We start from the raw sequence: 26,592 nt of genomic DNA, 5'->3' as shown, positions 1-26,592 counted from the left end.
ACGAATGAAACCCGGCGATTTCTGTTTTGGCTCGATTCTTAGCTTTCCCAAAGCAACCTCCTGAACCTTTTCCAGGAAGTGTAGCCGTCTCGACGCTTTGCGTCTGAACCCTCGTTGGTAGGCTTACATTTAAACGTGAGGCGGAGCCAAACCACCACAAGCTGTCCTGAAAGGACTACCTAAGACAGCCTGGGGTAAAGGAGCAAAGCGACTGCCACCCTAGGACGCCCCAATTAACCCCACCCTAAGTCCTGAAGGGACTGGCACTGGAACACCGCCCTGTCACTGCCACACTCCCCCCCAAACACAGGGGCCGGCGCACCTTCCAGATGTGCACCGGCCCCTTTTCTTTTAAACGCGGCCGTCTTTCGTGCGACGGCGGTTCATGGTCATGGCTACCACGGCCATACAGAACAGCAGACCCAGCAGCGCCCACTCGCCCAAGGTCGGGATGGCCTCGGTTGGTTGGATGGTGAACACGTCCTCGTTGTTGTCCTCGTTGGCGTCCGGCTCGAAGCTTTCCACCACGACCCGGTTGGTGATTTGCATCTCGCTTGGTTGCAGGACGACCTGTGCGATCAAATCCATTCCAACCGATTCGTTCACACCCAGATCACCGATTCGCCAGATCCGCGCGGCGGCGTCGAAGCTGCCAACGTCCGGTCGTACGGAAATCAAGCGTAAATCCGGCGGCAACAGCTCACGCAGGATGACCTGGGTCGCCGGGCTGGGACCGCGGTTCTCGACGGTGATGCGGTACAAGGTCTCGGCCCCCGCGGGAACCGTGGTCACGGCGTTGGTTTTGGTAACGACCAAATCAACCAGAGTATCCACCGAGACGGCCGCCCGGTCTTGGTCGTCCTCGTCGGGATCGCCGTTGCCAGGGGTGCTGTCGATGTCGTTTTGGTCGACAGCGACGACCTCGGCCACGTTCACCAAGACACCGAGCGCCTCGGCGACGGCTTGGATGGTCAGGTTCACGCTTTCGTCCGGCGACAAGCTGCCGACAGACCAAAGCCCGGTGCCGTCGTCATAGGCACCGCGTTCCGCGCTTGCCGATAGGAAACGCAGACCCGCCGGCAATTGATCGGCCACCACAATGCCGGTGGCGATGTCCTGTCCGGCGTTGCTCAGGGCCACGGTGAAGGTCACGGTATCGCCGAAGTCCGGGTCAACCGGCGCGGCGCTTTTGGTCAGTTCCAAGTCGACCCCAGGCAAACCCACCACGCTTGCGCTGTCGTCGTTGTTGCCACCATCGGGGTCGATTTGCACGGCATCGATGAAGGCCGTGTTGGCAACCGAACCCTCGCTCAAGAGCGTCACTTCCAAGGCAACGTTCGCGGTGCCGTCCAAGGCCATCACACCCAGGTCACAGACGACCTCGTGCAACACGGCATCGTAGGTACAGGTCCCCTGGCTCGGCGTCGCGGCGGCGAAGGCCACCCCGTCGGGCAAGGGATCGCGCAGCGTCACCTGGGCGGCGGTCGACGGCCCGTTGTTGCGAACCAACATATCCCAAACAAAGTTGGTGCCGGCCACAATGGGTTCCGTCGGCGCGGTTTTGATCACTTCCATGTCGGCTTGGAAGACCAAAGTCGGGGTGGCATCTTCAAAGCCACCACCGTCAGGATCGTCGGTTAATACGGAATCCGTTTCATTGCTGGTGAACACGCCTTGGTTAACGACCTCGGTAATGGTCACGGGCAAAGGATTGTCGATCACTACTTGGAAACTAATCAGCGCCAAGCCACCGTCGCCAGGAAGGGTCCCCAAGGCCGCGGTAATCGGCGGCGCGCCGTCCTGACCACCGAGCACCACACCCTGGCTGGTTTGTACGCTACCGGCCACGATGTGCGTTACAGGCGACGGCGTATCGGTAAAGACCACACCCGTCGCGGGTACCCGCCCGAGGTTGACTACCAAGATTTGGTAGAGCAGGGTATCGCCGGGCGAAGCCACGCCGTCGCCGTTTGCGTCTACAAACAAGCTGTCCGTTTTACTCGACACCAATACGGGACGGTCATCCAGCGGTGTTTCGGTTTCATCCTCACCGCCAGGCTCATCGGGATCGTCACTGAGTACGTCGTCGTCGCCGTCAGCGCTGATCACGGCCTGGTTGGCAACCAGCGCGGTGCCCGGTGGTAATGGGCTGTTGATGGTCACCTGGAAGGTGATCTCGGCTGATTCATCGTCACCCAAAGCACCCAGGTTCACCACCAAAGGCGCGACACCGTCGTTGCCGGCGGTCACGGTTCCGCGATCCGTGGTAATGCTTCCCGCCACGAGCGTGGTGTTCGCATCCGGTGTATCGGTTAACACCACGTTGTTCGCGGTGCCGTCGCCGATGTTTCGAACCAAGATACGGTACGCCAAGGTGTCGCCCGCCCCGGCACCGCCACTGTTGTCGGCGTCCATCACCAAGCGATCCACCTTCTCGGCTACCAAACGGGGGTTGCCCACCAAAGGCGTCACGGTCGGATCTTGGAGGTTGCCCACATCGGGATCGTCGGTCAAGACGCCGGGATAGTTGTCGCTGGTAAACAAACCTTGGTTGGCAACGCTTCGCGTTCCAGCCGGCAGGTTGTCGTTCACGGTGACCCGGAACCCGATCTCCACGGTCGCCCCCGGCGCCACATCACCCAAACGGACGAGGACAAAGGAACGCCCATCGTTGCCGGCTTCAATCACACCCACATCGGTGCGCACACTGCCGTCGACCAGGCTGGTCAGCGGATCGGGGAAATCGCGGAACACCACGTTTTCGGCAGCAGCGTTGCCACTGTTGCTCAAGCGCACGACGTACAGAATGGTATCGCCGCTGCCCGCGCCGCCGTTGCCGTCGGCGTCCACGGCAAGAGAATCGACCTTGGTCGCCTGCAACACAGGATTCGCGGCCAGCGGCGTGTCGGTCGGGTCGTCGTCGCCGGAAACATCGGGATCATCGGTTCGAACATCCGCGTGGTTGTCGCTTTCAAACAAACCTTGGTTCCGCACGAAGCTGGTGCCGTCAGGCAGCGGCTGGTTGATTTGGACCTGGAAGGCAATCACGGCCTGCTCACCGGCCGGTAAATCACCCAAGGCCACCCGAATCGGCGCGTTGCCGTCATTGCCGGCCTGGACGGTACCAAGTGTGGTCGTCACGGTTCCCGCCAATAAGGTGGTGTTGGGATCCGGTGTATCGGTAAAGCGCAGGTTCAACGCGGCGGCCCGTCCCTCATTGCGCACCAAAACCCGGTACAACAAGGTATCACCCGCGGAGGGAACCCCATTATCATCAGCGTCAACCCAGAGGAAGTCGCGTTTCTCAGCGCGCGGTTGCGGTTCATCGGCGAGCGGGGTTACGGTGGGATCGTCCTCGCCGGGCAGGTCGGGGTCGTCACTGGCGACACCCACGCCGTCATCACCGCTCACCACACCCTGGTTCACAACCCGCGTCACACCAGCGGGCAAAGGATTGTCGATGCGCACGGCAAAGCTGATTTCGGCCACGGCGCCGGCAGCCAAACGCCCCAGTCGCACCACGACGGGGTCGTTGCCGTCATTGCCGCCAACCACTTCACCCTGACTGGTGGTCACGCGCCCGGCAATCAGCTGGGTGAAGTCGTCCGGCGTGTCGGAAAACACCAAACCCGTCGCCTCAGCGTTGCCGGTATTGCGAATCACCACGCGGTACAGCAAATCGTCACCGGCCCCAATCAGGCCGTTCTGATCATTGTCGGCAAGGAGGAAGTCGCGCTTCTCGACCTCGAGCCGCGGTTCACCACCAACCGGGGTCACCGTTGGGTCTTCCTCACCCGGCAAGTCGGGATCATCGGAACGAATGACGTTGTCGTCGTCATCCACAACCACCGCTTGGTTGACCACCCGCGTTACACCGGCGGGTAACGGCGTGACAATGTCGACCCGGAAGGTCACATTCGCGGTAACACCGGCGGGCAAATCGCCCACGGCAACTTCAACCGGCGGGTTGCCGTCATTCCCGGCAACCACGGAACCACGGTCGGCGGTCACGCTGCCGGCCACCAGGCGAGTTAAGCCATCAGGGAAGTCACGCACGACCACACCCGTCGCGGTTGCACGGCCGTTGTTCACGATTTGGATTTGGTAGGTCAGGCCGTCCCCAGGATCGGCGAACCCATCGCTATCCTGATCGTTGGTGAGGCTGTCCGTTTTCAACACGCGCAGCAAAGGTTCGGCGCCAAGCGGCGTATCGGTCGGGTCCTCGTCACCCGGAACATCGGGGTCGTCACTGGGCGTGACCACAAAGTTACCGCCGCTCGCCAAAGCCTGGTTGCGCACCCGCGTTATTTCCGGCGCCAACGGCTGGTTCACGGTCACCACAAAGCTGACGGTCACCACGGCACCGGGCGCCAGATCACCCAAGGCCACCACGACCTGGGCGTCGCCGGCACCATTGCCGTTGGTCACGGTTCCAAGCGAGGTGGTCACGGAACCCACATCCAGCGCCGTGTTGGCGTCGGGGACGTCGGATAACACCACATCCAAGGCGGTTTGGTTGCCGCTGTTGGTCAGGGTGATGGTGTAACCGAGGCCGTCACCCGGTGTGACAAAGCCATCCAAATCACGGTCGTCCACCAAGGTATCGGTTTTTTCCAATTCGATGCGGGGACGCGCGGTCACGGGCGTCACGGTCGGGTCGTCCTCGGGATCGGTGGTGGGGTCGTCGCTAAGCACGGGATCAGGATCTTCCGCGTAGGTCACCGCGGCTTGGTTGCTGACTTGGTCAATACCAATCGGCAGCGGCGTTACCACGGTCACCTCGAAGCTCAAGGAGGCCTCTGCCCCACCCCCGGCCAAGACACCGAGGTTGACAACGACCGGCGGGTTTCCGTCATTACCGGACACCACGGTGCCCTGTGACGGCAACAGGGAGCCTGGCACCAACAGCGTGTTGGCATCCGGCGTGTCGCGGATGATGACGTCGGTGGCGGCGGCGTTGCCGCTGTTGCGCACGGTGACGGCATAACGCAAGCGATCACCGGGACCGGCGGTGCCGTTGCCGTCACTGTCATCAATCAACGCCGCGGTTTTCACCACATCGAGCAGCGGCGCACCGTCAACCGGCGTCACGGTTGGGTCGTCCTCACCCGGAGAATCGGGATCGTCAGTCGGCCGTTCATCGGTTTGATCGCTGTCCAGGGTACCTTGGTTCACCACGGTCCGCACACCGGCGGGCAGCGGATCGGCCACGTCGACGTGGAAACTGATCAACACTTCCTCCCCGACCGCCAGGTCGCCAATGAGCACATCAATCGGCAGGCCGCCGTCTAGACCGCCGCGCACCTCGCCGCGGGTGGTTTGGACGGTGCCGGCAACCAGGGTCGTCGCGGGATCCGGGGTATCGCGGAAGACAACCCCGGTGGCCGCCGTGGTGCCGGCATTGCGGACACGAACTTGGTAACTGATGCGATCCCCGGCGCTGGCGAAGCCGTCGTCATTGCGGTCAATTAACAGACGGTCACTTTTCTCGGCGAACAACTCGGGATCGGCACCCACCGGGGTCACTGTCGGATCTTCTGAGCCAGGCAAATCGGGATCGTCGGTCGGTTGGGCCGGCGCGTTGTCGCCGCCGACTTGGCCCTGGTTGCGCAATTCACGCAAACCGGCCGGTAAGGGATTGTTAATCAACACGGCGAAGGTAATCACCGCTTGATCACCGACGGGCAAATCGCCAAGCGCCACGGTAATCGGCAAGGAACCGTCGGACCCGCGGATCACGGTACCGCGATCCGCGGCCACGCTGCCCGGCTGCAAGGTGGTGTTGCTGTCGGGCGTATCGCTGAACACCACGTTTTCGGCGGTGCGGTTGCCCACATTGGCCACCACCACGCGGTACAACAACAAGTCGCCGGGTGAAGCACGACCATCGTCGTCGCGGTCCTCTCGGAGCAGATCGGTTTTCACCGCGGTCAAACGCGGCGCGGCGTCAACCGGGGTCACGGTGGGATCATCCTCGGTCGGTGTATCGGGATCGTCGGTGGGTGTATCAGGATGGTTATCGCTGCTCACCAAACCTTGGTTGGCGATACGGTTCACGCCGTCGGGCAAGGGCACGTTCACCCGCAGACGGTAGGACAGGGTCACTTGGCCGCCGGCGGGAATGTCCCCAAAACGCACCGACACCGGCGGGGCAGCATCGTTTCCGGCAAGCACGGTCCCCACGCTTGTCGCGACACTACCGGCCACCAAGGTTCCATTGGCGTCAGGATAATCCACAAGGCTGACATTCACGGCTGCAGCATTGCCGCTGTTCACCACGACAATACGGTACCCCAAGGTATCCCCTGCCGAGGTCACCCCGTCACCATCGGCATCGTCAACCAGCTCAACCGATTTAAAGGCGTCAAGCCGCGGTTCGGGTTGCAGCGGCGTAACCGTTTCGTCGTCGCCAGGCGGTGTATCGGGATCATCGCTCAACACGGGCGGGAGTTGATCACTCTGGACCACGGCCTGGTTGGCAACCCGCGTTACATCGTCAGTGATATCGTTGCGAATGGTGACCTCGAAGGAAATCAACACCTCTTCACCGGCGGCCAAATCGCCAATGGCGACCCGCAAGGGCGGAACGCCGTCGTTGCCCGCGAGCACGGTACCGCGACTGGTCACCAAACTACCCGGCGAGACCAAGGTCAGGGCATCCGGTGTATCGGCAAAGACCACCCCGGTAGCGGTGGTATTGCCGTCGTTGCGCAGGCGAATCTGATACAACAGGGCGTCACCGCGACCGGCAATGCCGTTTTGATCGCTGTCGACCAGCAAGATGTCGCGTTTGGTATGGCTGAGGATCGGGGTCGCGCCCACCGGTAACTCGGTCGGATCATCGTCGCCCGGTAGGTCGGGATCGTCACTGGGCACCTCGGTCAAACCGTCGCCGCTGACAAAACCCTGGTTCACAATGCGGGTTACCCCGGTGGGCAACGGATCGACAATCACCCCGTCAAAACGGATGGTCGCGGTTTGGTCCGGTGCCAAAGCAGGGATGTTCACCACAATCGGCGCTTGGCCGTCGTTGCCGGCGGCCACGGATCCCAGGTCGGTCGTCACCGCGCCCGCGACCAGAGGCGCGTTGGCGTCCGGCGTATCGCGGAACACCACGTTGTTCGCGGTACCGTTGCCGCGATTGGAGACGGTGACGGTGTAGCGAATGCGCTCTCCCGGGCCGGCAATGCCGTTGTTGTCAAGGTCATCGACCAAGGCCACGGTTTTGCTCACCACCAGCGCGGGGTTTCGGTCAAGCGGCGTCGGCGTGGGATCCTCGTCACCTGGCAAATCTGGATCGTCGGACAGCACACCGGGATGATCGGGCGAGGTTACGGTGGCCTGGTTCACAACCCGCGTGACACCCTCCGGCAGCGGATCCACAATGCGCACTTGGAACCGCACGGTCACCACGCCGCCGTCGCCGGGAAGCAACGGAATGGAAATGCGCACACTGTCGTCGCCGACCTGGTTCCCCAATGCAACGCTACCGGCACTGGTGGTCACGGAGCCGGTCACCAAACGCAGATGCACATCCAAGATATCGGTTAATACCAATTCGCCGGCATCCTGGTTGCCACTGTTGGTGAGGGTTAAGCTGTAACCGAGGATATCGCCGGGACTCGCGAAACCGTCGTTGTCGCGGTCCTCGTCCAAGGCGTCGGTTTTGGTCATGGCCAAAACAGGCGCGGCGTCGACGGGCACCACGGTCGGGTCGTCTTGCTCCGGCGTATCGGGATCGTCGGTGGGCAGGTCGGGCAATTCGTTGCTGCCGACGGTGCCTTGGTTCACCAATTCGCTCACCCCGCGCGGCAGGGGCGAAACCAGGGCGCCGTCCATTTGGATGGTAACCACCGCGCCGGCGAGCAGTTCGCCAATCGCGACGGAAACACGGCGATCACCGGCGGTATTACCCGTGGTAACCGTTCCTTGATCCGTGGTCACGCTGCCGGGAATCAGATCCAGGGCGAAGGGAATATCGTCGTCGAAGACCACACCCGTGGCGGGAATGGTGCCGTCGTTGCGGACGATCACGGTGTACCGAATGCGGTCACCGGGTTCCACGCTGCCGTCGTTATCCCCATCAAGCAGATGGCTCGCGCTTTTTTCCGCGCGGAGCACGGGCGCGGCCGGGGTAACGGTCACAACACCGTCGGCGGTGACGTAATCGTTGAGCCCGCCGGCACCGTCGGCACCGGTCCGTCGCTCATCGCCGGCGGCCAAACTTGCGTAACGGGCGTCGACCCGGTTCTCGAGCGGCACACCGACCTCGGCATCGGGCGCAACCCGCGCTTGGTAACGCAGGGCGATTTGATCCTGGGCCAAGGTCAAGGAAGGAATGCGCCAAATCAGGCGGGTCCCTTCGATTTGGGGTTGCGGCGATCCCGAATCCAACACATAGGTCAAGCCGGCGGGCAACCGGTCGATCACTTCAATCTCAAACGCATCGCCACCGCTAACGGCGGTGTGGTCCAGCACCAAATTAAAAGTAACTACCTGTCCTGGCTGAACTTGTGGGGTTTTCACGGATTTCAGAATGTGCAGGTCGGGCTCAACCACGGTTAGGGTCAAGCCCTGAACGCCGGGGGTCGCACCGTCGCTGTCGAATTCACGTTCCTCCAAGCCGCTAGGCCCGGTGAACTGCAACGACACATGGTTTTCGAGCGCGGTTCCGGCTTGGTTACCCAGGACGTTTTCAACCACGGCGGTAAGGTCAATGGTGAGGAAGTCGTCGTCGGCGTTGCCGTTGGCCGGGTTGCGCACCTGACCCCACAACACGGTGATCACACCGTTGGCTTCGTCGGTCACCGGCACGTCGGTCACAATGCCGGTGTTGCCAAGCCCCAACCGCGCATCCACAAAACGCAGGCCGGCGGGCAAGGTGTCAATGACGGTCAAATCATCGATAACACCCTCAACCAAGGACACGGTCACCCGGTAACCCACCTGTTCACCAAGGGTATAGGTGTTTCGGGTCGTCTCGGGGAAAAAGGCTTTGTTGATCGCAACGGGATCGGCCACGATCACTTGCGGCGCATCGTCGGCGGTGCGGTAGTTGTCCAGATCGGTATCGTCGTCCTGATCGCTGCCGACAGGTCCCGCGTCACGACCGGTTGCATCGTCGCGGCTTTCAAATTCAGCAGTCACTTGATTTTGAAGGACTTGACCAGGAATAACGGCGTTCGTCAGGTTGGTGCGGAACTGAATGGTAACGGAACCGCCCACGGGTAAATCAAAGGGTTCGCTGAACCAGTCGCCGCCGTTGTTGGTCAGCGCCGGGGTCGGTGCGCCGCCGGAGACGGCGGTTACACTCAGTCCCGAAATGTTTTCCAAGCCGGCGGGCAAGGTATCGCGGAGTACGGTATTAAAGGCGGTGGTGGTACCGTCGTTGCCAACCACGACCTGGAAGTCGAGCGGGTCACCGGCTTCCAAACCGGTGGTGGCCCCCGTCGTGGTTTTGGCCAAGGTCAGGTGCGGCTCACCCAGGGTCACCAAGCTGGTGTCGGTGAGGGTCACGGCGGGGCCGCCGCCGGGATCGTCAAAAACGATGCTGACCTGGTTCTGCAGTGATTGGTTGTCTTGGTTGGTCAGGATGTTGTCAACCACGGCGGTGTAGGTCAGGGTCAATTCGCCACTGAACGGACCGACGGTTGCCAGACTCGCCAAGTCGAGGGTCAAGGTTTCGCGACCGGGATCGGGGTCATCATCGGTTCGGGTGAAATCGAGGGGCGTGCTTCCCGCGGTTAGGCTATCGAGCGTCACCACCAAGGTTCCGGCCACATAGGTCAAACCGGCATCCAACACATCGCGCACAACCACACCGGTCACAGCCGCTTGGCCCGGGAGGCTGACCACGACCTCGTAATCCACGGAATCGCCGATTGCGGCGCGGCCCGCCGGGTTGACTCGGGTTTTGGTGAGGTTCAGCGAACCAATCACCAACTCGGCCTGGTCGTTGGTTGCAAGGTCGTTCACCGCGCCCGCGCCGGTCCGCTCCCCGTCGGGTTCGCCCGGCGTTCCCGGCGTCGCGGACCCGCTCCCGCTGCTTCCGGGCAAGGAGGTCCAGGTCACCTGAACGGTGTTGGTGAGGAGGTTGCCGGCAAGTGGGCCGGGTGCATCCACGGTATAGACAACCACCAGGCGCCCACCGGCCGGGAAGGCGGCCACGTCCAAAGCAAGCGCGCCGGCGGTCGAATTGTCAACCACCCCGCTGACACCGCCGCTCGGGGTCACGGAGGTCACGACAAGGTTGGTCATCGGCGCCGGGACGGTGTCGCTGACGACCACGTCATAGGCCGGAACAACCTCGGCGCCACTCAGGTTTTCGAGGATCACGGTGTAGGTCAATGACCCACCACTCGGCAACAAAGCACCGGGCGAAACTTGTTTGTCGGCAACGAGGTTCGCCTCACGCACGGTGTTGTTCACCACAACGGGGGTCAGGGTTCGTGCTTGGCCCAAACCGTCGAGATACCTTAACCCGGCGCGATTCGACAAAACCGTGCCGGCATTGTTGGCGGCGATGTTTTCAACCAGCACTTGGTATTCAAGGGTGTAGGTTTCCGCGTTGCCATCGTTGTCGGAGTTAATCAGGTCACCCAAGAACACGCGGTATTCGCCCGCGTTTTCGCGCCACTCGGTGCCGTCGTTTAGGGCGACGAAGGTTCCCGCGGCGGCGGCGTTAATGCCGCCGGGATCGCGCGAGGCGTTCAGACCGAGATCAAAGGCACGCGCCAACCGGGCGGTGCCGGCGAGGTACGCCAAACCGGTGGGCGGTTGGTCAAACAGGCTGACCTCGCCCAGGGTCCCGGCGGGCACCTCGAAGGTGACGCGGAAGGTCGCGATTTCACCAATCAACAGGTCGGTATTGCCCGAGCCGCTTTCGCTGGTGGCGTGGAGGATTTTGTCCAACCCACCCGGCGTACCGGCACCACCGCCGCCGTCAACGGAAACCGGGGTGAGGGTGGGATTCAGCCCGTCGCCGTCGTTGCCGTTGTCATCACTCGGTGTCGAAGCCACGTTGTCGCCGGTGACAAAGGCTTGATTCACCAGGACCGTACCGTCGGCGGTGCCGGCGTTAACGGTAACCTGAAGGGTCAAGGTGACCACCTCGCCCGGCGCCACGTCGCCAATGTTGGCGCGCAACGGCGATTCGGTCAGAATAATGCCACGGCTGGTGGTGGCGGAGCCTGAAACCACGGTGGTCTCCGGCGGCAGGGTATCGTCGAGGAACAGATTCTCGGCGTCGGCCGAACCAATATTCACCAGGGTGATGCGGTAGAGAACGGTATCCTCGGGATCGACCAAACCGTCACCGTCCTGATCCACGGCGAGCTGCCAACGCTTCTCCACATCCAATTCAGGAGCACCGGCCACGCCGTCAACCGCGCTAAAGCGGGTCGGTTGGTTGCCGTCGCTGGGATCACCGTTGCTATCCGACAACTCGGGGTCGGTTTGGTCCGAGTCTGCGGAAGCTTGGTTGGTAAAGGTTTCGGTATTGGCATCGCCGTTGAAATCCACCATCGGGGTATCGATGGTGACATCAAAGGTCAGGGTCACCAACGCCGTGGGTGCCAAGTTGGCGATGGTCGCGGTGAGCGCGTCGCCGACGATGTTAAGGGTGTTGGCGTCGCTGATGGTTGCCGACGCGGCCACGTAGGTCAAGCCGGCGGGGATGGTGTCGGTCACGACCACATTGGTCAGGGCCGTATCGCCTTCGTTGCGAACGACCATGGTGTAACGCATGGTATCGCCGGGACTAATCGCGCTGTTGACGTCGCTATCAGCCAGGAAGGCGACAACCTTTTGAACGCGGAGTGGATTCGCGGTCGATCCCGGTCCCCCGACCACCATCGGCGTGGGTTGGTCGCCGTTGCCGTCGATGCCGTCGACGTCGGTCGGCTCACCCACGGTCTGGTCACTGTTCACAATGCCTTGGTTGTTGATCACGGTCCCCGCCGCCACACCGGCGTTGATGGTCACCCGGAAACGGAGGGTCACCTCTTGCGACGGGGTCATGGTGCCGACGGCGACCTGCAAGCTAGGCGCCCCGCTGTCGTCCACGGTTCCCTGATCACTGGTCAGTGAAGCGGCCACATAGGTGGTTAGCGCGGGTAAGCTGTCGGTGAACACCACATTTTCAGCGGTGGCGGCACCGTTGCTGAGCACCACCGTGTATTCAAGCGTGTCACCCGGTTCGGCCACGCCGGCGGTCCCGTTGTCGACGGCAATCGCCACGGTTTTCAAGGCTTCGATGAAGGTCACCGCGCCGACAGTCACGCTTTCGTTGTCGGTTCCGGTGTAACCCCGTTCATCCGCAACCACGCCGGGTCGGGTGTTGTAGCGCAAATCGGCATCGTTGGTTAACAGGGTGCCAATGCTTTGATCGCCGTCAACCCGCGCGGCATAAGTAAAGCCGACCTGATCGGCAACCAGGGTCAGAGCCGCGATGTTAAAGGTCAACTGCTGTCCACTGACACTGACCGGGATCGAAGCCGAACCGGCAACGTAGCTCAAACCGGCAGGCAAGGTATCGACCACTTCCAAATCGTAGGCATCCGCGCTACTGGTGACGTCGTGATCGAGCAAGACGGTGAACACCACCACATCGTTTTGCGGCACAACGGCGCTAGATGCAGTTTTTTGGATGGTCACCACGGGTTCAACCACGGTCAAATCAAGCGGTTGCACACCCGGCGTGCCCAGATCCGCGTCGTAATCACGGGTTAGGGTCCCGGACGGGCCGCTGAAACTCAGGTCGGCATTGTTGCCGAGTACGGTGCCGTCGACGTTACCGGGCACGTCCTCCACCACGGCGACGATGTCGATGGTGACGAAGTCGTCCGAAGGTTCGGCATTGGCGGGGTTCACCAGGTTGCCCAAATCAAAGGTCAGCACCTGACCGGCCTGGACAGGTGGATCGGTGAAGTTGTGGGTCATGCCGACGTTGCCAACCCCAACCAAAGAGGATGCGTAACGCAGGCCGGCAGGCAGGGTATCGGTCACGACGAGGTTGTTGAGCGAACCCTCGAGCACGGACAAGGTCAGGCGGTATCCAACCTGTTCGCCGATGGTGTAATCCACGTCGGCGGCGTCGGTGTGGAAGCGTTTGTCCAAGGTAACCGGATCGGCGACGGTGACGGTAGGCGAACCGGCCGAAAGGTTGTAGTTGTTCAAGTCGCTGTCGTCACTCTGAACCGAACCCGGCGTGGATCCGTCGCGTTCATTCGCATCGGCGCCGTCGCGACTACTAAAGCTTGCCGAGACGGTGTTTTGCAGCGATTCACCGGGAATCACAGAATCCGTCAAAACCACATCAAAGGTGATGGTCACGGTTGCACCGACGGGCACATCAAAACCGCCGCTGACCCAATCGTCACCGTTGTTGGTGAAACTCGGGCTCTCCGCGCCACCGGTGACGCCGCTCACCAGCAGGTTGGTGATGTTGGTGAACCCACTCGGCAGCACATCGGTAAGCACCACCTCGTAGGCGGCGGTCGTTCCGGTATTGCCCACTTGGATTTGGAACCCAACGGTATCACCGGCGTCCAGACCCGCGGTGGCAGTGGTGATGGTTTTGACCAGGGTCAGGTTGGGTTCACCCACGGTCACGGTTTGCATATCGGTCAGGAAGGTGCCCGCGCCACCGGCCGGATTATCGAAATCGAGGCGCAGGTTGTTGCTGAGCGTGGCATTGCTCTGAACGCTCAGCAGGTTATCGACGCGGGCTTGGTAGTTCAAGGTCACCCCGCCAACCACGTTGTTGCTGTTGCTCAGGGTCCCGAGGTTGAGGGTTAAGGTGGTTTGGCCCGCGGCCGGTGTATCGGCGGCGAGGCTGAAGTCGGCCGGGCTGAGACTGGTGCTCACCCCGGCGTCGGGGGTGATCGTCAGAGAACCGGTGACATAAGCCAAACCTTGATCCAAAACATCGGTCACGACGGCGTTGGCCAAGTCCGTGGTTTGCGGCAGATCGACAGTAACCTGATAACCGACCAAATCGCCCACCGCGTAGCGGGTTTGCGGGGTCGGAATAGTTTTGGCGACTTGAACGGAACCAATGGTGACATTTACACTATCGCTTGCTTGGTAATCGTTGGCGCCACTGCCGCTCCCGTTACGCTCGCCGTCGGCGTCACCACTGTTGCCCGGCGCCGCGTCGGCGGTGCCACGCGTGCCCGGCAGACTGGTGAAACGCGCGGTGGCGGTATTGGTGGTGGTGCCCTCGGCTTCGCCGCCGGCATCGGTGGCGCTGTAAACCACCACCACTTGCGCGCCGGCCGGGAAGGTATCAATGGTGAGATCAACGGCCGTGCCGGCGCTGTTATCGGTAATGCCCGCGGCACCGCCACTTGGGGTAATGCTGTCGACAACCAGGCTATCCCATACGGCGGGCAAGGTGTCGGACACGGTCACGTCGTATGCGGGGCCCACACCGGCACCGGCCGGGTTGCTGATGGTGACAGTGAACTGCACGGTGCCGCCCTGGACCAGCAAGGTACCGGGATCCGAGGTTTTGGTGACCTGGAGGTTGGGTTCCAAAACGGTCAAGGCGGACGCAACCGGGGTCAGGTTCTGCAACTGGTTAAATGCGTTGAAGTAACGAAAGCCGGCGGCATTGTTCAAAACATCACTCGCCTGGTTGTCGGCGATGTTGTCGACCAAAACGGTCATTTCCAGCACGTAACTTTCATTATCAACGTCGTTGTCCGAGTTGATCAGGTCACCCAGGAACACGGACAAGGTCTGCCCGGTTTGGATCAGGTCGACCCCGTCGGTCAGCGCAACGAAGGTCCCACTCGCGGCACCGTTTACACCGCCTGGATCGGCCGAGGCATTAAGCCCGGTGTCGAAGTTGCGGGCCAGAGATGCGCTCCCGGCGATGTAGCTAAGCCCGGTCGGCAAGGTATCGGTCAAGGTGGTTTCGCGGGTGGTCCCCACGGGAACCTCGATGGTGATGCGGAAGGTCACCGTTTCACCAATCAGCACAGTGCTTCCGCTTGAATCGGCTTCGCTGGAAGCAAACACGGTTTTGGCGAGGCCGCCCGGCGCGCCGGCACCGGAACCACCACCGGTATCAACCGGGGTCAGGGTTGGGTTGATGCCGTCATCGTCGCGCCCGTTGTCGTCACTGTTGGTGCCGGCGACGTTGTCGCCGGTTACGGTCGCTTGGTTGGCAATAATGGTCCCGTCCGGGGTCCCGCCGTCGACGGTGACGGCAAAGGTCACCGTCTCAACCCGACCCACGGCCAAGGTGCCGAGGTTTACGGTTAACGGATCCTCGCTGACCACAATGCCGACACTGGTCGTGGCCGAGCCGGCCACGACGGTGGTGTTGGTGGGGATGGAATCGGTCAAGGTTGCGTTGACGGCATCGGCCGAACCGTTGTTAAGAATGGCGATGGTGTAGGTCAGTTGATCACCGGGATCGACCAGACCATCGCCGTCCGTGTCGGTGCGTTGCGACCAGCGTTTTTCCACGTCCAGTACCGGGGACCCGGCGATGCCGTCGACGGCGACAAAGGCCGTCGGTTGCAAGCCGTCGGCGGGATCGCTGTTGCCGTCGGTTTGGGTTGGATCGGTTTGGTCCGAATCCAGGGCGGCCTGGTTGGTGAAAGTTTCGGTATCGGCGGCGCCGTTAAAGTCCACGAGCGGCGCGTCAATGGTGACCTCAAACTGAAGGCTAACCGAACCACCGACCGGCAAGTTGGCGATGGCGACGGTCAGCGTGGAACCCACCACGTTGATGCTGTGTCCGCCGCTAATCGAAGCGGAGGCCGCGACATAGGTCAAACCGGTGGGAAGGGTGTCGGTCAAGCTGACATTGGTTAAGGCGGTGTCACCCAGGTTGTTGATGACGATTTGATAGCGCATGCGGTCGCCGGGGGTGGTGTCGCCGCTCGCATCGACATCGTCCACCCGAGAAACCACCTTTTGGGCGGCCAGCGGGTTGGTCGGCGCGGGCGGACCGCCCACGGTGATCGGGGTCGGCTGGTCGCCGTTGGCGTCGACGCCGTCGACATCGGTCGGTTCCGGCACGGTTTGATCGCTGTCGACCAAACCTTGGTTGTTGATGACCGTACCCGCGACCGTCCCCGCGTTAACGGTAACTCGGAAGCGAATGGTCACGCTTTGCGCGGCGAGTAAGGTACCCACATTCACGACCAGGTTCGGCGCACCGCTGTCGTCGACGCTACCCAAGCTAGAAGTCAACGAGGCCGCGACATAGGTGGTTTCGCCGGGCAAGGCATCGGTAAACACCACGTTGTCGGCGTCGACGCCCTCGTTGGTCAACACCACGGTGTATTCCAGGGTATCGCCAACGTCGGCCACGCCGGCGGTCCCGCCGTCAATGACAATCGCCACGGTTTTGTCGGCTTCGATAAAGGTAAGATTGCCTACGGTCACGGTGGCGCCGTCGTTGTCGCCATAGGACCGTTCATCAGCCACAACGCCGCTTTGCGAGCTGTAGCTCAGCACGGCGTTGTTGGTCAGGTTGGTGCCGGTGTCTTGGTCAAGGTCAACCCGTGCGCGGTAGGTGAAGCTTGTTTGGTCGTCGACCAAGGTCAACGCACCCATATCAAAGGTCAATACCTGGCCGGCCACGCCGACGGGAATAGACGCTGAACCGGTAACATAACTTAATCCAGTGGGTAAGGTGTCGACAACCTGTAAATCAAAGGCGTCCGACGTGCTGCCGGCCTGATGATCCAGCAGCACGGTGAAGGTGACCTCGCCGTTTTGCGGGATGGTCGCGGCCGAGGCGGTTTTGGTGATGGTCACGTTGGGTTCCACCACGGTTAAATCCAGTGGTTGCACCCCGGGCGTACCCGCATCGTTGTCGTAATCGCGGTTCACGCTACCCGAGGGACCGGTGAAACTCATGGCGGCGTTGTTGCCGAGCACGGTACCGTCAACGTTGCCGACCACATCTTCCACCACGGCGACGATGTCGATGGTGACAAAGTCATCGGTGGTGCTCCCATTGGTCGGGTTGGTGACGGTGCCCAAATCGAAGGTCAACACCTGGCCGGCCTGACCCGGCGGGTCGGTGTAGTTGGTGGTCATACCCAGGTTGCCGACACCAACCACGGAAGAGACGTAACGCACCCCGTCCGGCAGCGTATCGGTCACCTCCAAGTTGTTGACACTCCCTTCCAGCAGGGAAACGGTTAAGCGATAACCTACTTGCTCGCCAATGGTGTAGGTCGTGTTGGCAGGGTCGGTGTGGAACTGCTTGTCCAACGCCAAGGGATCGTCCACCGTGATGGTCGGCGAAAGCGCGCTGAGGTTGTAGTTGTCCAGCTCGCTGTCGTCGGATTGGACCGAGCCGGGATCCGATCCATCGCGTTCGTTCGCGTCGGTGCCGTCGCGGCTGGTGTAGCTCGCGGTCACGGTATTTTGAAGGGTTTGGCCGGGAATCACCCCGGTCGTCAGCGTGGTATCAAAGGTGATGGTGACGGTGCCGCCAACCGGAACGTCAAAGGCCGAGGTCGACCAATCGGTGCCGTTGTTGGTGAAGGTCGGCGTTTCGGCGCCACCGGTGATTCCGGTGACCTGCAGGTTGGTCGTGTTTTCCAAACCACTCGGCAAAATGTCACTTAACACCACCTCGTAGGCAGTGGTCGTCCCGGTATTGCCCACTTGGATTTGGAACCCAACCGTATCGCCGGCGTCCAGCCCGGTCGTCGCACCGGGAATCGATTTGACCAGGGTCAGGGTCGGCTCACCCACGGTGATGGTCTGACTGTCGGTCACCATTTCGGTCGCGCCACCGGCGGGGTTGGTGAAGTCGTAGCTCAAGTTGTTGTCGAGGCCGGCGTTGGCCTGGACGGCTAAAAGGTTGGCGACCCGTGCGCTGTAGGTCAGGGTGAATCCCGCGGCACCGGCGTCGCTGTTGGTCACGGTACCCAGGTTCAGGGTAAGCGTGGTTTGCCCGGCGGCCGGGGTATCGGCGCTTACGGTGAAATCAGCGGGACTGCTGGTCGCGGTCACATTCGTGTCTAGAACGTTGCTGAGCGAACCGGTGACATAGGTCAGCCCCTCGTCCAACACGTCGGTGACGATGCTGCCCGCGAGCGCAAAGCCGGCGGGCAAGTCGACGGTCACCTGGTAATTCACGGTATCACCAACAGCATAACGGGTTTGCGGCGCAACCAGGGACTTGGTCACCGCCACGGAACCGATGGCGATGTTCACGCTGTCGGTCGCTTGGAAATCGTTGGCTCCGGCGCCGGTTCCATTCCGTTCGCCGTCCGCATCACCACTGTTGCCGGGGGTGACGCTGCCCGTGCCTTGGGTTCCGGGCAAACTGGTGAAACGCGCGGTCGCGGTGTTGGTCGTCGTACCAACCGCTTCACCACCCGCGTCGGTCGCGGTGTAAACCACCACCAACTGAGCACCCGCCGGGAAGGTGGCGATGTCGATGTCGAGCGCGGTACCCGCGCTGTTGTCGGTCACACCGGCGGCACCACCGCTTGGGGTGATGCTGTCCACGGTCAGGCTGTCCCAAACGGCCGGCAAGGTATCGGTCAAAGCGACATCGTAGGCGGTGGCCACATTGGCGCCGGCAGGGTTGGTCAGGGTCACGGTGAACTGCACGGTGCCACCCTGAACCAGCAGGGTGGTGGGCGCGGCGGCCTTGCTCACCTGGAGGTTGGGTTCGGCCACGGTCAAGCTTTGGTTGACCGGGGTCAGGTTTTGCAACTGATTGAGCCCGTTGAAGTAGCTGAATCCGGCGTTGTTGGCGAGGGTGGTGCCGGCCTGGTTGCCGGCGGCGTTGTCGACAACCACGCCCACTTCAAGGGTGAAACTTTCGCTGTTGCCGTCGTTGTCGGAGTTGATCAGGTCGCCGAGGAACAAGGACAGGTTGGCACCGCTCGCGTCGAAATCGGTGCCGTCGGTCAGCGCCACGAAGGACCCACTCGCGGCACCATTCACACCGCCGGGATCGGCGGAGGCGGTGAGACCGGTATCAAAACCCCGCGCCAAACGGGCGCTGCCGGCAACGTAACTCAAGCCGGTCGGCAAGGTATCGGTCAGGGTGGCCTCGCGCAAGATGCCGGCGGGAACCTCGATGGTGAGTCGGTAGGTAACGACTTCACCGATCAACACGGTGTTGCCACTCGAATCGGCCTCGCTGGTGGCAAACACACTTTTGCTCAAACCGCCCGGCGAGCCGGCGTTGGCACCGCCGCCGGTATCAACCGGGGTCAGGGTGGGGTTGATGCCGTCATCGTCGCGGCCGTTGTCGTCACTATTGGTTGAAGCGAAATTGTCACCGGTCACGGTCGCCTGGTTGGCAATGATCGTCCCGTCCGGGGTGCCGCCGTCAACGGTCACATCAAAAGTAACGGTCACCAATTCACCGGTAGCGAGGGGTCCCATGTTGACGTTCACCGGGTCCTCGGTTACCACAATCCCCGCGCTGCTCGCAACGGTACCGGCCACCAGCGTGGTGTTCGTGGGAATGGTATCGGTCAGACGCACGTTGGTCGCCTCGGCCGAGCCATCATTCAGAAGGGTAATAACGTAGGTTAGGCGATCACCGGGATCAACCAAACCATCGCCGTCATTGTCACCGCCCAACACCCAACGTTTTTCGACGTCGATCAAGGGGGAACCGGCGGTGCCGTCCACGGCCACAAAGGTCGTTGGCTGATCGCCGTCGCGAGGATCGCCGTTGTTGTCACTCAAACCAACATCGGTTTGGTCGGAATCAATCACCGCTTGGTTGCTGAAGATCTCGGTATCGGCCGCGCCGTTGAAATCCACCAGGGGCGCGTCGATGGTGACATCAAAACGGAGTTCGACCAGACCTTTAACCGGCAAGGTCGCCACCGACACGGACAGCGCCGCGCCAACCACGTTGATGGTGTTGCCGCCGCTGATCTGGGCCGAGGCGGCCACATAGGTCAAGCCGCTGGGAATCGTGTCGGTCACGGTCACGTTGGTTAAATCTGTATCGCCTAAGTTGCGCAAAATCATGCGGTAGCGCATGCGGTCGCCCGTGGTGATGTCGCCACTGGTATCGGCATCGTCGGCAAGGGTAACCACCTTCTGAACCGTCAGCCGTTCGGTGGGCGCGGGCGGCCCGCCCACGGTAATCGGCGTCGGTTGGTCGCCGTTTTCATCCACGCCGTCGACATCGGTCGGCTCCGGCACGGTTTGGTCGCTGTCCACCAAACCTTGGTTGAGAATCACGGTGCCGTTCGGGGTGCCGCCGTCGACGGTGACGCGGAAGGTCACGGTAACCACGTCGCTGTTGTTCATGGTGCCGACATCCACGGAGAGATCGGGTGCGCTCGCATCGTCGGTGGTGCCTTGGGTGCTCGTGATCGAGGCGGCAACGTAGGTCGTTTCGGTGGGCAGGCTGTCGGTAAACACCACGTTCTGCGCGGTGCCGCCGTTGTTGGTCAAGGTAACGGTATATTCCAGCGTGTCGCCGGGATCGGCCACGCCGGCGGCGGCGCCGTCCACCACAATGGCCACGGTTTTGACGGCGTCGATCACGGCCGGCACGCTCGGCGTCACCTGACCGCTGCCGGCGGCGTTGTAGGAACGTTCATTGGCGTCAACCCCAGACAAGGAGGTGTAGGTTCCGTTGAGGTTGTTGGTCAACGCGGTGCCAACGACGGCATCAATATCAACCGTCGTTCGGAAGCTGAAGGTTTTGCTCACCTCTGCAAGGGTAATGGTGCCCAGGTCAAATACGGGCGCGCTCACATCGGTTTCATCAACCGAGGCCTGGCCCGAGGTGGAACCGGGCACATAGGTCAATCCCGACGGGATGGTATCGGTCAGCACCACCTCAAAGGCATCGGCGTTACTGCTGCTATGGGTCACGGTCACGGTCCAGGTGACGGTATCGCCCAGCGAGGGCGAGGCGGTGTCGGGCACCTTGGTCACCACCAAGTTCGGTTCCACCACGGTGATGCTTTGGGTATCGGGGCCGGCCGGGCCGATGTCCGCGGTCAAAGAACCCGAGTTCACCAGCGCCGTGCCGTCGGTATTGCCGACGACATCCTCCACGCGCGCGGTGAACCGGTAGATAAAGAAGTCATTGGTGTTGTCGGCGTCGGCGGTGTTGGTGACGTTGCCCATGTCGATGGTGATGGTGCCAGCCGGCGCTTCGACCGGGGTGGCGGAACCGGAATACGCAATGTTGGGGCCGGCCACAATGGCGGTCGTCCCAATAAAATCCAGCCCGGTGGGCAGGACATCGGTCAGGACGACGTTGCCGGTCACACCCTGCACCACATCCACGCGTAAATCAAAACTTGCCACTTCACCAATGGCGTAGTCAGCGTCGGGTTCGGTTGCGGTCAAGGTTTTCTGAATTGCGATGGACGCGTCGAGGGTGACCAGCGCCGTATCGCTTTCGTTGTAATTGTTGAGATCGGCATCGTTGTCGTCGTCACTGGACGCGCTGGAACCGTCGCGGCCACCGCCGCCTAACAAGCTGTCGTAAGTCGCACGCACGTTGTTGGCAAGGGTCGCACCGGCGGGCGCGGTTTGCACCAGTACCGCATCGTAGCTAAGGGTGATGCTCGAGCCGGCCGGCATGTCTACCAGCGGCCAGGTCAGGGTGTCATCCGTATTGGTGGTGGTGGCGAAGGAGGCGTCACCCACGGCAAGGGGCGTGGCCGTCCCGGTCTGGACCACGGCGTTGCCCGGATTGGTCAAGGCGATGCTGGTGAAATAAGGCGCAACACCGTCACCGGCGGCACCGCCCAGCAAGTCGGCCGGCAACACATCTTGCAGGTCGACACGGAAGGCCGTCGCGGTCACGGCCGTATTACTCACCACCACTTGGTAAGAAATGGGGTCGCCCGCCTCACTGCCCGCCGCACCGGCGGTCACGGTTTTCACAATGTTCAGGTTCGGTTCCACCACGGTAATGGTCGCCGTGTCGCTGGGCGAACCGGCCGCGTTGAGGAAGGTCAATCCAGCGGTATTGCCCAAGGTCGTGGTGTTTTGGTTGGCCAAAATGTTGTCGACCACCACTTCATAAACAACGGTGATTTGCTGACCGACGGCCGAGGAATTGGTGATGGTACCGAAATCAAACACCAGTGGATCGGTTCCGGCACCCGGTGTGGTGCTCGGCGAATTGGACGCGCTAAAGTTAGAAGGCGGCGTGGTAATACTGATCGCGGTACCGGTGTAACTTAAGCCGTTGGGCAGGTTGTCGGTAATGACGAAGTTATCGGTGGTCCCAACCGGCACATCCACGGTGAGGGTCATGTTGGTTGTCCCACCGATTGCGAGCGAGGCATCCCCTGTTTTCGAGATGGTCGGTTGACCCGCCGTGACCGAATCGGAATCGGAAGCGGCCAAATCATTGACGTTTTGCCCCGAGGTATTGTTGTTGCCGGAACCGGTTCGTTCACCGGTATCGCTATCCGCGGCACCAGGCGCGGCGGAACCGGTGCCGTTGGTGCCCGGCAAACTGGTGGCTTGCGCGGCAAAGGTGTTGGTCACGGTTTCGTTAAAGCCGATGGACGGATCAATGTCGGCGGTATAAATAAAGGTCAGCGATTCGCCCGGTCCCAAGTATTGGTCGGCGGCCCCCAAACAACTCATGTCGAAGTCGAGTTGGTTCCCGGTAAAACCACCACAGCCCGTGACATCGGCCCCACCCCGACTTAAGGTGATGCTGGTCAGTGACGGCGTCTGGAAACGCGCGGCCAGGTTGTCAACCCCGGTCACATCCCAAGCACGGGTCACATGGGTATCCGCCGTGTTGGTGACCACCACGGTGAAGGTGACCGTGGCACCGCCGGTCACCGACGCGGGCGAGGCGGTTTTGCTCACGCTCAGGTTGCTTTCAGCAACCGTACCACTCACGGTGCTGATTTCGCTTTGATCCGTACCCGCGCGGTTGCGGTAATTCAACGCCAAACTGTTGGTTTTGCTATCGGTGCGGTTGGTATCGGCGGTATTTAACACCAGCACGTCATAGGCGATGATCACCTGTTCGCTACCGGCGTCGTCGTCGTTGTTGGTCAAATCACCCAAATCAAAGGATAAAACCTGACCGGCCACACCCGGCACAATCGCGGTTGCGGAACTCGGCAAAGCGCCGCCATAGGTGGCGCCGTCGATGGTGGTGTCGGCCACGGCACGAACGGTCGCGGTACCGGTCAAGAATTGGAAACCGGCCGGCAAGGTATCGGTGATGATTGCCGCCGTTCCCGATTCCGTCGTTACCCCCTCGGGAATGTCGAAGGTACCGGTGAAGGTCAACACCTCGCCCACCGCGTATTCAATCGGCGCGGTATCACTGGTCCAGCTTTCCGAGGTCGCGGTTAACGCTTTGCCGCTCGCCACCGTTTGGGTGGCGACGCTGTCGCTGCCGGTATCGTTGGACGCGCGTTCCTCCGTCACCGAACCGTCTTGGCTGTCGCCGGTTACCGCCGCCTGGTTCGAAAAACTCGAACCGGAGGTGGCGCTTGCGCTCACCTGAGCGGTGAAGGTAAAGGTCACCGATCCGCCGGCCGCCAAGCTGGTGGCCGCGTCCGCGGAAAGGGTCACGGTTGGGTTGGCGTAGTTGTAGGTGTAGCCGGCGGGGGTGGTGCCCTCGACCGGACTGGTTAAATCAAACAGGGTCCCGTCGTCGTTTAAGGTATCGGTCACCACCAAGTCGTAGGCGGGCGCGGTACCGGTGTTGTCGACTTGCAGGGTGATGGTGACCGTATCGCCGGCGTCAAGGCCGGTATCGGGCGACATGGTTTTGGTGATGCTGAGTTCCGGCTCGGCAAAGTTCACGTCGGCCGTGTCGTTGATCGCGCCGCCGGTGAGGCCCGTGTAGACCAGGGTCACCGCATTGGATTTGCTTTGGACCGCGGGCAGACCGTCATTGGCCGAGGACGACCCGTTGGCACGCGCGGTGATGAGCACGTCAAAGCGGTTGTCACTTCCATTGTTGTTGTCGGTTACCACCGTGTTCGCGGGACTGTCGAAAGAAAGCGTGACCCGCTGACCCGCGTCAACCGTGCCGCTGGTACCCACCGTCGGCGCGGTATCCACGGTCCCGCTGAACCCAATCGTGTCGACACTGGAGGAAACGTATTCAAAACCGAAAGGTAGGTCGTCGATCAAGGCCAAGTCGGGGGTGGTCCCCTCCGGCAAGGTTACGGTCAAGCGATAGGTGACTTCATCACCGGCGGCCACGTTGGCACCGGCACCGCCGGGCGCAATGCTGTCGATGGATTTCGAAATGCTTGGATCCGCGATGGTCACCGTGGTCGCATCATCAACCGCGGAAAAGGCGGTAGCCCCGGATAAGGACGACCACACGGCCGCCACCGAATTGTTAAGCACCTCGCGTGGGGCGACGGTGGTCGCAAGGGTACATTGGCAAGTGATCAACGCGGTATCGCTGGAAAAAGGCGCGCCACCGTTGGCGGGATTGTCGTCATTGGCGGCAAGCGGGTTGGTCAGCACCAAGCCGGCACCGAATAAATCCCCGCTGTTGGCCAGCGGTGTGCCGTCGCCGTCCACAACGCCGACCACACTGCAGGCGGTTAACCCGCCGGGCAGCGTGTCGGTGACGGTCACATCATGGGCCTGGGCACCGCCGGTATTTTCTACAGTGATCACAAAGGTCACCACATCACCCGCGTCAGACGCGCTGATGTTGCCGTCTACCGGCAAGGTCGACGGCGAAGGGCTAATGGTGGCGTCGGCGGTTGCATTGTTGCTGGCGCTAACCCCTTTGGTAATCGAAAGGCGCGGCGCACGCACGCGCAGGTCAACCGGCGCCAATTCAATCGCGGATTGGGCGTCGCTGTTGATGGTGGTGATTTGGCACAGGTTCGTTAAAAAAAGATCGTCGGCAAAAGGCGCGTCAACCACGGTGACATCGATGTCCACTTCCAGCGTTTGGTTAACGGCGGTGTTAATTTCGGGCCATTCGATACGAAGGGTGTTGGTCGCGGCACTCGTGGTAATCGCGGTCGGGGTCAAACCCGCGTTGTCGTTAGGACCAAGACGCACGTCGTTGCCAAAGGTGGTGTCGATCAAGGTGGCGTCAAAAACCGGCAACGGCAGAAAATCTTCGAAAATGATGCCGTCCGTATCCCCGGAGGGCACCGTCATGGAAATACGGAAGGTGACCGTGTCGCCGGGTACATATTCCGCCGAGGGATTCACAATCGATTTGCTAATCGCAATCGGCGTAATGCTCACCGTGGCCGAGCTGCCGTCACTACAGCCCGCCGCACCCGCGGTGAGGTCGTAGGTCATTTGCACATTATTGGTCAGCGTGTCCGAGGCCAGAATTTGTTCCGCGGGCGATGCAAAAAACTGGTTGATGGTGGCCGTATAAGTAATGGTTCCGGCCGTTCCCGCGGGAATATCCCCTGTTTGCGCATGCACATCATAGGTAATTTGGGTATCGTCCCCGGCAATAATCACCGTGGCCGGGGTGATGGCAACAGGTGCCCCGCCGATGGTCATGCTCTGGTGGGCCCCGAAGGTCAGGCCGTCCGGCAGCACATCCACGATCACCAGATCCGAGGCCGTTCCGAAATCGGTCACCTGGAAATTGAGGGTGAAGGTGACAGTGTCACCCGGACCACCCGTTCCCGGCGCGACGCCTTTTTGGACGGCAATGTGTTTGGCCGTCACCGTGTCATTGGCCGAGGCTTGCGGCTGAGGGGTGCCGGCCGGAAAGTCGGCATCGACCGTGAACGTATTCTGTTTGTCCTCGGTAGTGCAGTTGGTTTCGTCCAAGGTGTCGACGATGTAAGCGGTGTAGGTCACGGTTAGATCGGCATCGGCGGTGGTCCCGGTGATCGAGGTACAGGTCACGGTTAAGGTACCACCCGGGGTAATCAGGCTGGGTGTGGTGGTCGCGGAGCAGCCGACGCCGCCGGTAATATTGAGGTTGTCGGTATACTGTAAATCAGCATTAAGTAGGTCGTTGAGCACAATGTTTTCAAGGGTTTGCCCGTTGGCAACATCCACCGTCAGCGTATAAGTAATCGGCCAGGTAGCGCCTGGCGGGCGTTCCGATTCAGATGCACCCTGACTTTTGGATACGGCAAACAGGGTTGGGGTTACCGAACCCGCCTGGAGTGCACCTTCTATCGGTCCGTTGGCACCGGTGGCGGTATCGCCATACGCGAAAACCGCTTGCGCATTTACCCGAAGCGGCGTGCCGATGGTCGCCGATGTGGCGATGGTGGTGCAGATGGAAAGCACCAAATCCGGCCCACCGTCGACCACCGAACCAATCGGGTAATGCAGCAAGGTGAGCTGGTCCCCAACCGTACCGCTGACCACCGTGTTGGACACGGGGTCGGTAAGGGTTCCCCCCACCGGGAAGACGCCGAGGTTGGTCACGGTGACAGCCGTTCCAAAAAAAGTCGCACTGTCAAATGTGAGATCAGGCTCTAAAACAAGCCGGACATAGGGACCGAAACCGGGGGGTCCCGTATTGGTAACGGTGACATCGAAACAAAACTGCTCGCCGGCAAAAGACTCGGCGGGAACCCCGTTTACGAGGTTTGGTGTTTGGGCAAAGAGCGAAACGAAAAGAAACGGAAGCAGATAACCCAGGAGGAAACGGTTGAAGAAAAATCGAAACAA

1 protein-coding gene is annotated in these 26,592 nt (G+C 61.4%); it reads right to left on the bottom strand.

Annotated elements, in window-relative coordinates; genetic code table 11:
* Window positions 1–351 precede the first annotated feature (351 nt).
* Window positions 352–26,592 carry an isopeptide-forming domain-containing fimbrial protein gene (locus tag J3U88_RS33255; protein ID WP_207863533.1) on the bottom strand — a complete coding sequence of 8,747 codons (26,241 nt, stop codon included), beginning with the start codon at window positions 26,590–26,592 and terminating at the stop codon, window positions 352–354.

The organism is Acanthopleuribacter pedis, assembly GCF_017377855.1.
GTDB lineage: Bacteria > Acidobacteriota > Holophagae > Acanthopleuribacterales > Acanthopleuribacteraceae > Acanthopleuribacter > Acanthopleuribacter pedis.
This window is presented reverse-complemented; position numbering and strand designations above follow the sequence as displayed.